We start from the raw sequence: 13,863 nt of genomic DNA, 5'->3' as shown, positions 1-13,863 counted from the left end.
CGCCGCGCTTTGGGCTAATGCGCGGGCATGCTGGACAATCGCCCCACCCTTCCGCCCGAAATCGCCCGCCGCCGGACCTTTGCCATCATCGCGCATCCGGACGCGGGCAAGACGACGCTGACCGAGAAGTTCCTGCTGTTCGGGGGCGCGATCCAGATGGCGGGTCAGGTGCGCGCCAAGGGCGAGGCGCGGCGGACGCGGTCGGACTTCATCAAGATGGAGCAGGAGCGGGGGATTTCCGTCTCGGCCAGCGCCATGTCGTTTGATTTCGGGACGTACCGGTTCAATCTGGTGGATACGCCCGGCCACAGCGATTTCTCGGAAGACACCTATCGCACGCTGACCGCCGTGGATTGCGCGGTGATGGTGATCGACGGGGCGAAGGGCGTGGAAAGCCAGACGCAGAAGCTGTTCGAGGTCTGCCGCTTGCGCGACCTGCCGATCCTGACCTTCTGCAACAAGATGGACCGCGAGGCGCGCGACACCTTCGAGATCATCGACGAGATTCAGGAGAATCTGGCGATCGACGTATCGCCCGCCAGTTGGCCCATCGGCCAGGGGCGCGAGTTCCTGGGCTGTTATGACATCCTGAACGACCGGCTGGAACTGATGGACCGGGCGGATCGGAACCGGGTGGCGGAGACGATCCAGATCAACGGGCTGGAGGATCCGAAGCTGGCCGAGCATGTGCCGGCGGGCCTGCTGGCCAAGCTGCGCGAGGAACTGGAGATGGCGCGGGAACTGCTGCCCGCCTTTGACCGCGCGGCGCTGCTGAACGGGTCGATGACGCCGATCTGGTTCGGATCGGCGATCAATTCCTTTGGCGTGAAGGAATTGATGGACGGGATCGGGAAATACGGCCCCGAACCCCAGCCCCAGCCCACGGCCAGCCGCAAGGTGGCCCCGGAAGAGGCGGCGGTGACGGGCGTCGTCTTCAAGGTGCAGGCCAACATGGACCCCAAGCACCGCGACCGGGTGGCCTTTGTGCGCCTCGCCTCGGGCCATTTCGAGCGGGGCATGAAACTGCTGCATGTGCGGTCGAAGAAGATCATGGCGGTGTCGAACCCGGTTCTGTTCCTAGCCGCCGACCGGGAACTGGCCGAAGAGGCCTGGGCGGGCGACATCATCGGCATTCCGAACCATGGCCAGTTGCGCATCGGGGATGCGCTGACCGAGGGCGAGGCGCTGCGCTTTACCGGCATTCCGTCCTTCGCGCCGGAACTGCTGCAGGGCGTGCGGGCGGGCGATCCGATGAAGGCCAAGCATCTGGAAAAGGCGCTGATGCAGTTTGCCGAGGAAGGCGCGGCCAAGGTCTTCAAGCCGATGATCGGGTCGGGCTTCATCGTGGGCGTCGTGGGGGCGCTGCAATTCGAGGTGCTGGCCAGCCGGATCGAACAGGAATACGGCCTGCCGGTGCGGTTCGAGCCGTCGCAATTCACCAGCGCGCGCTGGGTGGCGGGCCCGAAGGAAGAGGTGGACCGCTTCGTCAATGTCAACAAGGGCCATATCGCCACCGACAATGACGGCGACATGGTCTATCTGACGCGGCTGAGATGGGATATCGACCGGGTGGAGCGGGACTATCCCGATCTGCGCTTGACCGCGACCAAGGAAATGATGGTCTGATCCCTGCCGGGCGTCGCCCGCCCGACATCAGATCCTGAGGCGGGTGCAGGCGAAGAGGATGTCGAGCCTGCGCCCTTCGAGATAGCCCTCCAGCGTGCCGGGCACGGGAAAGAGCGCGTCGACCCAGCCCGCCTCTTCGCCTTCGGGCAGGCGGCGGGCGAAGAACTCCAGATGTTCCCGCGCGGCGGCGCAGGCGGCGGGGGCCTCGATCCCGCTGCGGCGGGCGGTGCGGAGCAGGTCTTCGGCCAGCGGCACGTCGAGCCAGAGGATCGTGCGGGCATCGGCATAGGCGGCCATATGCGTCTGTTGGCCCTTGGGCATCGAGGACCAGTAGAGATCGAGCGTCTGCGCCAGTTCGGGCGAGGGCAGGATCAGCACCGGCCCGCGCCGCCCATCCGCCGTGGCGATGGCGAAATCCACCACGGCGCGGGCGATCAGCCGGTGGAGCGCAAAGGCCTGGGGGGCGGCGGCCACCGCTTCGGGGCTGGCACGGTAGAGCGACATCCATTGCTGCGCGAGGAAGAAGCGGTCGGGCAGTTCCTCGATCAGGTCGGGCATGGACATGTAGGGTTTCATCGCCTGCCGCCGCGAGGTGGTGACGACGGGAATGCGCAGGACGACCGGCCCTTCCAGCAGGTCGCGGCGCAGGACGATTTCAAAGGCGAAACGGATTTCCTCGCCGCTCTTGCTGTCGCCGGGGGGCAGTTGCAGGCCGCCCACCACGACGCGCAGGCGCGCATAGGGGCCGTCGAACTGGCTGTCGGGCAGCATGAGGGACAGGATGGCGCTGCCTTCGGGGGCCTCTTGCGGCAGGGCGGCCAGTGTGGCGCCCGAGAAGACATCGGTGATCGTCAGATCGGGGGCGGGGGCGGGCAGGCCCGCTTCGAGATGGGTGAATTCGAAGCGCAGTTCGGTATCGGCCCGCGCGATGCCGGCCAGCCAGAGCAGGGCGGCGGCCAGAAGGAGGACCGTGGGGCGCAGGGCGGATGGCATCATGCGGGCTTTCTGTTGGTGGATGGCAGGGCAAGGCAGGCGCCGAGGATCAGGGCATCGGCGAGGCGGAGGAATTGCAGCAGTTGCATCAACCCGTCGCGCACGGAGCCGTAGCTGGCGAAATCCGGCGGCAAGGTCTGCGAGATGTAGTCAAGCACGGTGTCATCGCCGAGGAGTGGATGAACCGCGTCGGAGGTGAGGTGCAGTTCGGCCCAGAACAGCAGCAGGAACAGCGTGAAGCAGAGGGCGGCCAGGTAGATGGCCTTGTCGCGCCCCTGGGTGACAAGGCCGTTGGAGGCCACGATCCGCGTCAGCACGAAGGAGCCGAGGCCGGTGGAAAGCTGCATGGCCTGGCTGTATTCGGCCCAGTCCGATGACAGCACCGCCTGCACGCGCAGCATCAGAAAGACGATGCGGGCGAAGATATAGGGATCGCCCAGCGTTTCGGCGAAAGGGTCGGCCTCGTCGGCCAGAAGCGCATCGGTGACCGGGGCCTGCCAGCAGGCATCGAGAAACGTGCCCCAGCAGCCATGGACGGCGACCAGATAGGCGATCCAGGGCAGGTGAACCAGCATGACGCCTGCGAGGATGGCCAGAAGAAGCAGACGCTGGTTATGCGACGCGGCGGCCGATGTGGCGGGGCCGGGTGCGGGGGGCGCGGCGGGGGGCGCGGCGGGGGGCGCAATCGGGGGCGCGAAGGCGGCGGGGGACGCTGCCGCAAGGCCGCCGCCACCCGATGCCGGCAGATAGATCGGCGGGCCTGCCGCCGCGCCATCGGGGGCGGGCAACCAGACGGCATAGTAAAGAAGTGCGGGCGCAAGGGGCGGCGTGGGCAGGCTGTCGGCGGAAGGCGGGGGGGACGGCACGGGGGCCGGGGCTGCCGCATCCGGGCCGCCCTGCCCCGGCTGCGCCGAGGCTACCGGATCGGTCGCCTGTTGCGCCGTTTCCATCCTGCACCAACCCACTCGTCACAACTACCACCGGAAACTTGGTATCTTGGGCTTTCGCAGCCTGTCAACCTTGCCAATCCTTGACCCTGCGCGGCAATTCCGCTACACGCGCGGCAAGTGGCAAGGCCACCCATGACGCCGGGGCGCCCGGAGAGCAGCGTCCCTTCACCTTTGCGGGCCGATCCCGCATCTGCAAGGACGCTTATGACCAAGTTTTCCGACCTCGCGCTGGATCCGCGCGTACTTCAGGCCATCGCGGAAGCGGGCTATGAAACCCCGACCCCCATTCAGGCCCAGGCCATCCCGCATGCGCTGCAAGGGCGCGACGTGCTGGGGATCGCACAGACGGGCACGGGCAAGACCGCCAGTTTCACCCTGCCGATGATCACCCTGCTGGGGCAGGGCCGCGCGCGGGCGCGGATGCCCCGGTCGCTGGTTCTGGCGCCGACGCGGGAACTGGCCGCCCAGGTGGCCGAGAATTTCGACATCTATGCCAAGCATACCAAGCTGACCAAGGCGCTGCTGATCGGCGGCGTCTCCTTTGGCGAGCAGGACAAGCTGATCGACCGGGGTGTCGACGTGCTGATCGCCACGCCCGGCCGTCTGCTGGACCATTTCGAACGCGGCAAGCTTCTGCTGACCGGCGTGCAGATCATGGTGGTGGATGAGGCCGACCGGATGCTGGACATGGGGTTCATCCCCGATATCGAACGCATCTTCCAGCTGACGCCCTTCACGCGGCAGACGCTGTTCTTCTCGGCCACCATGGCGCCCGAGATCGAACGGATCACCAATACCTTCCTGTCGAACCCGGCCAAGATCGAGGTGGCACGGCAATCCACCACCTCGGCCACGATCGAGCAGAAGCTGATCCAGTTCCAGCCGACGCGGAAGGATCGCTCCTTCACCGAAAAGCGGGCCGTGCTGCGGGCGCTGATCCGGGCGGAAGGCGAAAGCTGCACCAATGCCATCATCTTCTGCAACCGCAAGATGGATGTGGATGTGGTGGCGAAGTCGCTGAAATCGCACGGCTTCAACGCGGCCCCCATCCATGGCGATCTGGACCAGTCGCAGCGCATGCGGACACTGGACGGGTTCCGCGATGGATCGCTGCATCTGCTGGTGGCCTCGGACGTGGCGGCGCGCGGGCTGGACATTCCGGCGGTGAGCCATGTGTTCAACTTTGACGTGCCGAGCCATCCGGAGGATTATGTCCACCGGATCGGGCGGACCGGCCGGGCGGGGCGTCTGGGCAAGGCCTTTACGATTGCCGTGCCGTCGGACGAGAAATACCTGTCGGCCATCGAAAGCCTGGTCAAGCAGCAGATCCCGCGCGGCGAATTGCCCGAGGGGCTGGATCTGGCCGGCGAAGGCAGCGACCGCCCGCGGGAAGAGCGTGGCGGCCGCAGCGGTGGCCGGGATCGGGATCGGGATCGCAGCCGCGGACGGGGCAACCGGGACGAGCGCCCTGCCCCGCGTGAGGCGCGGGCCGAGGTGGCGGCCCCTGCCGCCGCCGCAGAAGCCCCGGTCGAGGCAGAAGTTGTGGCCGCAGCCCCGGTTCGCCGGGAAGAGCGTCCGCGCCGCGAGGATGACCGCCCGCGCCGCGAAGAGGAACGTCCCCGCCGCGACGAAGACCGGCGCGACCGGCGCGATGATCGCCGCAGCCGCGACCGCGACGATCGGTCCGGCCCGCCGGTGGTGGGCATGGGGGATCATGTCCCCGATTTCATCCTGCGCAGCTTCAAGATCGCAGGCCCCTCGGCGCAGGACGAGGGCGAAGACGCGCTCGCCGCGAACGGCACCGAGGGCTGACATCGGACGGAACCAAAAGGAAAGGGCCCCGAATTCGGGGCCCTTTCCTTTTTCCCGGCGGCAGTTGCCCTGCGCCCGGGACTATTCGGCCATCAGGCGGCTGACGACGACCGTCACCTCGGGCTTCTTTCCGATCTCTTCCATCGCGACCTGGCGGATGATGCGGCGCAGCGCCTCGTCCAGCTTGTCATCGTCGCGGAGGATCTTGCGCCCTGCCCCATCGAGGAACTGGGCAAGCTCGGCCTCCATCACCTCGGCCAGGGGGCCGGAGCGGCCCTTGGAGGACAGGCCCATGATCTCGACCCAGGCGTCGCCCAGAACCTCGGCCTCGTCATCGAGGATGACCGTCACCATGACATGGCCGTTCAGCGCCATGCGGATCCGGTCGCGGATCACGCCTTCCAGCGCGCCGACATGGGCGGTGCCATCCAGATAGACGCGCCCGGTTTCCACATGGCCGACGACGACCGGCGCCTCGCCCGACAGATCGACCATCATGCCATTGGTGACCACGGCAGAGGCAAGCCCGGCCTCGGCCCCGATGCGGGCATGTTCGCGCAGGTGGCGGTGTTCGCCATGCATGGGGATCAGCATGTCGGGCAGCAGCAGGCGGTGGACATGTTCCAGATCGGGCCGATTGGCATGGCCCGAGACGTGATACTTGCCGCCGCCGTCATCCATGACATCGACGCCCATTTCCGAGAAGTTGTTCATGATGCGCAGGACATCGCGTTCATTGCCCGGAATGGTCTTGGACGAGAAGAGGAAAAGGTCGCCCTGCTTCATCTCCATCCCCAGATACTTGCCGCGCGAGAGCTGCGCGCTGGCAGCGCGGCGTTCGCCCTGCGATCCGGTCACGATCAGCATCAGGTTGCCGCGCGGGATATCGGCGGCCTCTTCGGGGCTGACGGTGCGGGGGAATTCGGTCAGGACGCCGGATTGTTCGGCAGCCGCGACCATGCGCTTCATCGCCCGGCCCATCAGGCAGACGGACCGATCCGCCGCGCGGGCGGCTTCGGCCAGGGTCCGCAGGCGGGCGACGTTCGAGGCGAAGGTGGTGGCGACCACCAGCCCGCCCCGCCCGGCCACCAATTCGCGGATCGGTTCGCGGATGGAGCTTTCGGAGCGGCCGGGATGGAGCGAGAAGACATTGGTCGAGTCGCACATCAGCGCCTTGACCGGGCGTTCCGCCGCAATCTCGGTGAAGCGGGCGTCATCCCAGGGCTCGCCCACGATGGGGTTGTGATCCAGCTTGAAATCGCCCGAATGCACGATGCGGCCTGCGGGCGTGTCGATCAGCAGCGCGGCGCTTTCGGGGATGGAATGGCTGACCGGCACGAATTGCACCTTGAACGGCCCCGCCGTCACCGTTTCGGGGCGCGGAAGGACCGTGCGGATCATCTCGACCGGAAGGCCCTGCTCTTCGAATTTCAGCCGCCCGATGGTGGCGGTGAAGCGGCGGGCATAGACGGGCTTTTGCAGTTTGGGCCAGAGATGCCCCAGCGCGCCGATATGGTCCTCATGGGCATGGGTGATGAAGATCGCCTCGAGCCGGTCGAGATTGTCTTCCAGCCAGCCCAGATCGGGAAGGATCAGGTCCACCCCGGGGGTTGTGTCCATGTCGGGGAAGGTCACGCCCATATCGACCAGGATCAGACGTTCCTTGCCCGCCGGACCATAGCCATAGACATAGGCATTCATGCCGATCTCCCCGGCACCACCGAGGGGAAGATAGATCAGCCGGTTTGCAGTCATGCGGTTTCCAGTTCCTTGTTGTAGCGGTCGATGAGCATCAGGCCATGCATGGTGAGGTCATCTTCGACGCTGTCAAATAGTTCGGTATCCTGCGCGAAAAGGGAGGCGAGGCCGCCTGTCGCAATCACTTTCATCGGGCGGTCGCGTTCCTTGCGAACCTCGCGCACGATCCCTTCGACAAGGCCGATATAGCCCCAATATACACCGGATTGCATGCAGGCCACCGTATTCGTGCCGATGGCGCGGGCGGGGCGGCTGATATCGACATGCGGCAGGGCGGCGGCGGCCATGTGCAGCGCCTCGAGGCTGAGGTTGACGCCGGGGGCGATGACGCCACCGATATAGGCGCCGTCGGTATCGACGACGTCGAAGGTGGTGGCGGTGCCGAAATCCACGACGATCAGATCGCCGCCATGGCGATCATGGGCGCCGACGGTGTTTACGAGGCGGTCAGGGCCGACGGTGGTTCCCTGATCCACGCGCGGCGCGACGGGCAGGCGGCATTCCGGCTTGCCCACGACAAGGGGGCGGCAGTCGAAATAGCGGTTGCAGAGGACGCGCAGGTTGAACACCACGCGCGGCACGGTGGAGGAGATGATCGCATCGGTGATCGTGGCCTCGGTCCTGGTCAGCATCATCAGGGAGGACAGCCAGACGTGATATTCATCCGCCGTCCGCTTGTGATCGGTCGCGATGCGCCAGGTGGCGATGAAGCGGTCGCCGGTCCAGATGGAAAAGACGGTGTTGGTATTGCCGCAGTCGATGGCGAGGAGCATGGGTGTTCCCCTGTCAGAAGAAGACTTCCGCCGCCGGGATGGCGACGGGGCCGTGGGACTGGCGCAGGATGAGGGCGCCGGTGTCGTCGATGGTCTCAAAAGTGCCTTCGCGGGTTTCCGTGCCGGTACGGGCGCGGATGGTTTCGCCAAGGCGGGCGGCATGGGTCAGCCATGCGGTGCGGAGGGGGGCGAAGCCTTCGGTAGTGAAGGTCGCCTCCCATCGTGCATAGGCGGGGGCGAGGGCGTCGAGGAAGGTTTCAGGCGTCACGCGCAGGCCGGTTTCGGCCAGCAGCGTGACGGGGGGCACGGCGCCCGACTCCATCAGCGCGGGGTCCGGCGCGGCGATCAGGTTGACGCCGATCCCGATGGCGAGGTGCTGCACACCCTGCCCTGCGCCGCTGCTTTCCAGCAGGATACCCGCGACCTTGCCGCCGTTCAGCAGCACGTCATTGGGCCATTTGAGCGCGAATGCCTGCGGCAGGCCGGTCAGCGCGACAAAGGCATCGCGCAGCGCAAGGGCCGCGGCGAAGGAGCGGAGGGCGACTTGCGATGCGGGTTCCGTGGGGTGCAGCAGCAGCGTGCCGTGGAAATTGCCGCGCGGGCTGTCCCAGGCGCGGGCGCGGCGGCCACGGCCTGCAGTCTGCTCGCCTGCCAGAATCCAGCAAGGCCCCGCGCTCTGCGGGGCCAGCCGGAAGGCATGGGCGTTCGTGCTGTCGACCGTATCGAGGATGTGGCGCGCCACATCCTTGGGCCAGGCGTCAGCGGACAAGGGCTTCCGCCGCGATGGCGGCTGCGGGTTCGATGCCGAAGAGATTCACGATCCCCGCCACCATGATCACCGCCACCGCCACCAGCATGGCCCATTGCGCGGGGGCCATGCGGGAGTCCATGCCATCCGACTCCTTGCCGAAATACATGAAGAAGACGATGCGGAGATAGTAGAAGGCCCCGATGACCGAGGCCACGGCCCCGGCAAGCGCGAGCCATGTCATGTTCGCATCGACCGCCGCTTTCAGCACATAGAACTTGCCGAAGAAGCCGACCATGGGCGGCACGCCGGCAAGGCTGAACATCAGGACCAGCATGGCAAGCGCCTTGAGCGGCTCTTTCCGGGCGAAGCTGTTCAGGCTGTCGATCGAGGTGACGGGGCGGCCGTCCTTTTCCATCGACAGGATGAAGGCGAAGGTGCCGACGTTCATCGTGACATAGATCGCCATGTAGATCAGCATGGCCTGCACGCCTTCGGCCGTGCCGGAGGCGAGGCCCACCAGCGCATAGCCCATATGGGCGATGGAGGAATAGGCCATCAGGCGCTTGATGTCGCGCTGGCCGATGGCCGCGATGGCGCCAAGGAACATGGAAATCACGGCCAGCGCCGCCAGAACCTGCGACCAGTCGCCCGGGATCGCCCCGAAGGCATCCCAGGACAGGCGGGCCAGCAGGGCCATGGCGGCGACCTTGGGCGCGGTGGCGAAGAAGGCGGTCACCGGCGTGGGAGAGCCTTCATAGACATCGGGCGTCCACATGTGGAAGGGCGCGGCAGAGACCTTGAAGGCAAGGCCCGCCAGCATGAACACAAGGCCGAAGAGCAGGCCCAGCGGCGCGCCATGTTCCAGCGTGGACAGAATGCCCGAAAACAGCGTGGTGCCCGCATAGCCATAGGTCAGCGAGGCGCCATAAAGCAGGATGCCCGAGGAAAGCGCGCCGAGGACGAAGTATTTCAGCCCCGCTTCGGTGGATTTCACGCTGTCGCGGCGGATTGCGGCGACGACGTATAGCGCCAGCGATTGCAGTTCGAGGCCCAGATAGAGCGCCATCAGATCGCCGGCCGAGACCATCATCATCATGCCGACGACCGAAAGCGCAAGCAGGATGGGATATTCGAAGCGCAGCAGATCGCGGCGGATCATGTAATCCTGGCTCATGATCAGGACGGCGGCGGCCGAGACAAGGATCGTCACCTTGGCAAAGCGCGCGAAAGGATCGTCGATGAACATGCCGCCAAAGGCGGCACGCTCACCCTCGCCCCCCGCCCCGATCCAAAGCGCGAGCGCGAGGAACAGCCCGGCCGTGGCCCAGCTGATCAGGGGGGCGACCTTGTCCTTGGTCGTGTAGACGCCGAACATCAGCGCCGCCATGGCATAGACGGCCAGCACGACCTCGGGCAGGACGGTGGAGAAATCTTGCGGGGTCATCTCAATCGTCCCTTCAGTTCTGGGCAAGCTGCGCGCCGTCGGTGACGGGCAGCGCGGCCTGATAGTCGGTGATCAGCGCCGAGACGCTGGGCCCGATGATATCGGTCACCAGCGCGGGATAGACGCCGAGAAGCAGGGTCATGGCGACGAGGGGGGCGAAGATCGCCTTCTCGCGGCGCGTCATGTCGGTGATGGTCTTGAGCGCCTCTTTCAGCAATTCGCCCATGACGACCCGGCGATAAAGCCAGAGCGCATAGGCCGCCGAAAGGATGACGCCCGTGGTGGCGATGGCGGCGACCCAGGTGTTCACCTGGAAGATCCCCATCAGCGTCAGGAATTCGCCGATGAATCCGCTGGTGCCCGGCAGGCCCACATTGGCCATGGTGAAGAACATGAAGATCAGCGCATAGGCGGGCATCCGGTTCACGAGGCCGCCATAGGCATCAATCTCGCGCGTGTGCATGCGGTCATAGATCACGCCGACGCAAAGGAAGAGCGCGCCGGAGATGAAGCCATGGCTGATCATCTGGAAGATCGCGCCGTCGATGCCCTGCTGGTTCGCGGCAAAGATGCCCATGGTCACGTAGCCCATATGCGCGACCGAGGAATAGGCGATCAGCTTTTTCATGTCGGACTGCGCCAGCGCCACGAGCGAGGTATAGACGATGGCGATGGCCGACATCCACAGCACCAGCGGCGCCAGCAGGTCGGATGCCACCGGGAACATCGGCAGCGAGAAGCGCAGGAAGCCGTAGCCCCCCATCTTCAGCAGGATCGCGGCCAGCACGACCGAGCCTGCGGTGGGCGCCTGCACGTGGGCATCTGGCAGCCAGGTATGCACCGGCCACATCGGCATCTTCACCGCGAAAGAGGCGAAGAAGGCCAGCCACAGCAGCGTCTGCATGCCGCCCACGACATGGATGCCCAGCACCTGCATGTCCTCGGACCCGAAGTTGTGGGCCAGAAGCGACGGGATGTCGGTGGTGCCCGCATCCATATACATCGCGATCATCGCGACCAGCATCAGGACCGAGCCGAGGAAGGTATAGAGGAAGAACTTGAAGGCCGCGTAGATACGCTCCTTCCCGCCCCAGATGCCGATGATCAGGAACATCGGGATCAGACCCGCCTCGAAGAACAGGTAGAACAGCACAAGGTCCAGCGCGCAGAAGACGCCGAGCATCAGCGTTTCCAGCATCAGGAAGGCGATCATGTATTCCTTCACGCGATGCTCCACCTCCCAGCAGGCGGCGATGGTCAGCGGCATGAGGAAGGTGGTCAGCATCACGAAGAGGACCGAGATGCCATCCACGCCCATCTTGTATTTCAGGCCGAGGATCCAGTCATATTCCTCGACGAACTGGAAATCCGTGTTCGAGGGATCGAAGCCCAGCAGCACGAAGAGCGAGACGAGGAACGTCGCCGTGGTGGCCAGAAGGGCGAGCCATTTGGCATTCCGCTGCGCCGCCGGATCATCGCCCCGCAGAAACAGGGCAAGGATGGCCGCGGCGACAGCCGGAATGAAGGTGATGATGGAGAGGAGGTTTTCCATATCAGTGCGCGCCCCCCGAGAGCGTCATCCATGTGATCAGGGCGGCGATGCCCAGAACCATGGCAAAGGCATAGTGGAACAGGTAGCCGGACTGCGCGCGTGACGCGAGCCGGGTGAAGAAGGGGATGATCCCCATGGCGACGCCGTTGATCGACCCGTCGATCACCGCGCCATCGCCTTTCTTCCAGAGGAAGCCGCCAAGCCATTTCGCGGGACGAACGAAGACCCAGTCGTAAAGCTCGTCGAAATACCACTTGTTCAGAAGGAAGAGGTAAAGCGGGCGCTGCTGCTCGGCCAGTTTGCCGGGCAGATCGGGGCGGCGGATGTAGAACTGGAAGGCCAGAAGGAAGCCCAGCACCATCGCCACGAAGGGCGAGACCTTCACCCATTTCGGCACGAGATGCGCCTCGTGCAGGACGTGGTTGTCGGGGCCGATGAAGATGGCGCCCTGCCCCGGTTCGGGCTGCGGGAAGGCATGGCCTTCGGCCGCGGCTTCGCCATGCGCTTCGCCTTCGGTGGCGGCGGTGGCGGCGTGGGTTTCGGCGGCTTCGCCTTCCGTTGCCGTGGTGGCGGCGTGGGCATCGCCTTCGGCGGCGGCATGTTCACCCTCGGCTGCGGCATGTTCCGCGACGGGCAGGCCGAACCAGGACCGGACCTTGCCCTCATCCCCGAAGAAGCTGTTGTACCAGATCATGCCCGAGAAGACCGCGCCAAGGGCAAGCACGCCCAGCGGCACCAGCATGACGGCGGGGCTTTCATGCGGTTCGTGATGGCCGTGGCCATGATCGTCATGGCCGTGGCCGTGGCTGTCATGGCCGTGGTGGCCGTGGCCCTGCGCGCGGCTTTCCCCGTAGAAGGTGAGGAACATCAGACGCCAGGAATAGAAGCTGGTCATCCCCGCCGCCACGACAAGCAGCCAGAAGGCATAGTGGCTGCCCACATAGGCGCTTTCGATGACCGCGTCCTTCGACAGGAAACCGGCAAAGCCGTAATGCGTCAGCGGGATGCCGACCCCGGTGATGGCCAGCGTGCCGATCATCATCGCCCAGAAGGTGAGCGGGATCTTCTTCCGCAGGCCGCCATAGTTGCGCATGTCCTGTTCGTGATGCGTGGCATGGATGACCGAGCCCGCGCCAAGGAACAGCATCGCCTTGAAGAAGGCGTGGGTGAACAGGTGGAACATGGCCACCGAATAGACGCCCACACCCGCCGCCACGAACATGTAGCCCAGCTGCGAGCAGGTCGAATAGGCGATCACGCGCTTGATGTCGTTCTGCACAAGGCCGACGGTGGCGGCGAAGAAGGCCGTGGTGGCCCCCAGCACGGTGATGAAGGCCGTGGCGGAGGGCGCGAATTCGTAAAGCGGCGACATGCGGCAGACGAGGAAGACACCCGCCGTCACCATGGTGGCCGCGTGGATCAGCGCGGAAACCGGCGTCGGGCCTTCCATCGCGTCGGGCAGCCAGGTGTGCAGGATGAGCTGCGCCGATTTCCCCATGGCCCCGATGAAGAGCAGCACCCCGATCAGGTTCGCGGCATTCCATTCCCCCCAGAGGAAGGTGAGATTGGTTTGCGCCAGTTCCGGCACCTTGGCGAAGATCACGTCGAAACTGACCGAGTCCGTCAGGAAGAACAGCGCGAAGATCCCCAGCGCAAAGCCGAAATCGCCCACGCGGTTGACGACGAAAGCCTTGATCGCGGCGGCATTGGCCGAGGGTTTCTTGTAATAGAAGCCGATCAGCAGATAGGAGGCGACCCCCACCCCTTCCCAGCCGAAGAACATCTGGACGAGGTTGTCGGACGTCACCAGCATCAGCATGGCGAAGGTGAAGAAGGAGAGATAGGCGAAGAACCGGGCGCGGTAGGGTTCATCGTCGCGCCAGTTGTCGTCATGCGCCATGTAGCCGAAGCTGTAGAGATGGACGAGGGCCGAGACCGAGTTCACCACCACCAGCATGATCGCGGTAAGCCGGTCCAGCCGGATCGCCCATTCCGTGGCAAGGCTGCCGCTTTCGATCCAGCGCATCAGCACGACCTGTTCGGTCACGCCATCATGGGTAAGGAAGATGATCCAGGAAAGCAGCGCCCCGAGGAAGACCAGCGCGGTGGTCAGCACCTGCCCGGTCTTTTCCCCGATGAAGCGCCAGCCGAAGCCGCAGATCAGCGCGCCGATCAGCGGCGCAAAGAGAATGATCGTTGCCATT

The 13,863-nt window shown here is 65.4% G+C and carries 10 protein-coding genes; 2 read left to right on the top strand and 8 right to left on the bottom strand.

Features of this window, described 5'->3' with window-relative positions; genetic code table 11:
• Nucleotides 1–27 precede the first annotated feature (27 nt).
• A complete protein-coding gene (locus G5V65_RS16960) occupies nt 28–1,626 on the top strand; it encodes a peptide chain release factor 3 (protein WP_165052400.1) in 1,599 nt (532 codons plus the stop codon).
• Nucleotides 1,627–1,653: 27 nt separating this feature from the next.
• Here G5V65_RS16960 and G5V65_RS16955 read toward each other — a convergent pair whose 3' ends face one another.
• Both G5V65_RS16955 and G5V65_RS16950 read right to left on the bottom strand, forming a co-directional pair.
• Complete coding sequence (locus tag G5V65_RS16955; protein ID WP_165052398.1) at nt 1,654–2,622, bottom strand: hypothetical protein; 969 nt, start codon at nt 2,620–2,622, stop codon at nt 1,654–1,656.
• On the bottom strand, nt 2,619–3,569 hold the full coding sequence (locus tag G5V65_RS16950) for a hypothetical protein (RefSeq protein WP_165052395.1): 951 nt from the start codon (nt 3,567–3,569) through the stop codon (nt 2,619–2,621). The genes G5V65_RS16955 and G5V65_RS16950 overlap by 4 nt, the downstream gene beginning before the upstream one ends.
• A 204-nt stretch (nt 3,570–3,773) precedes the next feature.
• Between G5V65_RS16950 and G5V65_RS16945 the strand changes: the two genes are divergently transcribed.
• Nucleotides 3,774–5,381: a DEAD/DEAH box helicase gene (locus tag G5V65_RS16945; protein ID WP_165052393.1), complete on the top strand. Its 1,608-nt coding sequence runs from the start codon at nt 3,774–3,776 to the stop codon at nt 5,379–5,381.
• Nucleotides 5,382–5,462: 81 nt separating this feature from the next.
• Here G5V65_RS16945 and G5V65_RS16940 read toward each other — a convergent pair whose 3' ends face one another.
• The 6 genes from G5V65_RS16940 to nuoL are packed head-to-tail and all read right to left on the bottom strand — an operon-like array spanning nt 5,463 to nt 13,862.
• Nucleotides 5,463–7,136 (bottom strand): ribonuclease J, encoded by a 1,674-nt coding sequence (locus tag G5V65_RS16940; protein ID WP_165052390.1) that lies wholly within the window; start codon nt 7,134–7,136, stop codon nt 5,463–5,465.
• Nucleotides 7,133–7,912 (bottom strand): type III pantothenate kinase, encoded by a 780-nt coding sequence (locus tag G5V65_RS16935; protein WP_165052388.1) that lies wholly within the window; start codon nt 7,910–7,912, stop codon nt 7,133–7,135. The genes G5V65_RS16940 and G5V65_RS16935 overlap by 4 nt, the downstream gene beginning before the upstream one ends.
• A 13-nt stretch (nt 7,913–7,925) precedes the next feature.
• The gene (locus G5V65_RS16930; protein ID WP_165052386.1) at nt 7,926–8,681 is read right to left on the bottom strand and encodes a biotin--[acetyl-CoA-carboxylase] ligase; all 756 of its coding nucleotides are present in this window, start codon (nt 8,679–8,681) and stop codon (nt 7,926–7,928) included.
• Nucleotides 8,671–10,107 carry an NADH-quinone oxidoreductase subunit NuoN gene (gene nuoN / locus G5V65_RS16925; protein ID WP_165052384.1) on the bottom strand — a complete coding sequence of 479 codons (1,437 nt, stop codon included), beginning with the start codon at nt 10,105–10,107 and terminating at the stop codon, nt 8,671–8,673. The genes G5V65_RS16930 and nuoN overlap by 11 nt, the downstream gene beginning before the upstream one ends.
• Nucleotides 10,108–10,120: 13 nt before the next feature.
• The gene (locus tag G5V65_RS16920; protein ID WP_165052381.1) at nt 10,121–11,659 is read right to left on the bottom strand and encodes an NADH-quinone oxidoreductase subunit M; all 1,539 of its coding nucleotides are present in this window, start codon (nt 11,657–11,659) and stop codon (nt 10,121–10,123) included.
• Between the two features lies 1 nt (nt 11,660).
• On the bottom strand, nt 11,661–13,862 hold the full coding sequence (gene nuoL / locus G5V65_RS16915) for an NADH-quinone oxidoreductase subunit L (protein ID WP_165052379.1): 2,202 nt from the start codon (nt 13,860–13,862) through the stop codon (nt 11,661–11,663).
• Nucleotide 13,863: the final 1 nt, after the last annotated feature.

This window comes from Paragemmobacter kunshanensis, assembly GCF_011059185.1.
Lineage (GTDB): Bacteria > Pseudomonadota > Alphaproteobacteria > Rhodobacterales > Rhodobacteraceae > Paragemmobacter > Paragemmobacter kunshanensis.
This window is presented reverse-complemented; position numbering and strand designations above follow the sequence as displayed.